The sequence below is a fragment of the Pseudomonas sp. SIMBA_068 genome, from assembly GCF_046534705.1.
Lineage (GTDB): Bacteria > Pseudomonadota > Gammaproteobacteria > Pseudomonadales > Pseudomonadaceae > Aquipseudomonas > Aquipseudomonas putida.
On record NZ_JAWRYI010001644.1, the window covers coordinates 1 to 236 of the forward strand.

The window sequence follows — 236 nt, forward strand, 5'->3', positions numbered from 1 at the left end:
CGATCAGGCAGACGTGGCGGGTGTGATTCACCTGTGGCTGGCCTGGGGCCTGGTCATTTTTGCCGTGCTGCATGCCTTGGCAGCGCTCAAGCACCATTTCATCGACCGTGACGCGACCCTGACCCGCATGCTGGGCCGCAAAGCTTGACCCTCAACCTCAATTGCATAGGAAGGAACAGGATGTTGAAAAAGACTTTTGCCGCTCTGGCGCTCGGTACCGCACTGCTCTCCGCTGG

The 236-nt window shown here is 59.3% G+C and carries 1 protein-coding gene; it reads left to right on the forward strand.

What is annotated here, in order from left to right:
- The coding region (locus SB756_RS35305; RefSeq protein ID WP_410913911.1) for a cytochrome b at window positions 1–148 on the forward strand (148 nt) is incomplete at its 5' end.
- Between the last annotated feature and the right edge of the window lie 88 nt (window positions 149–236).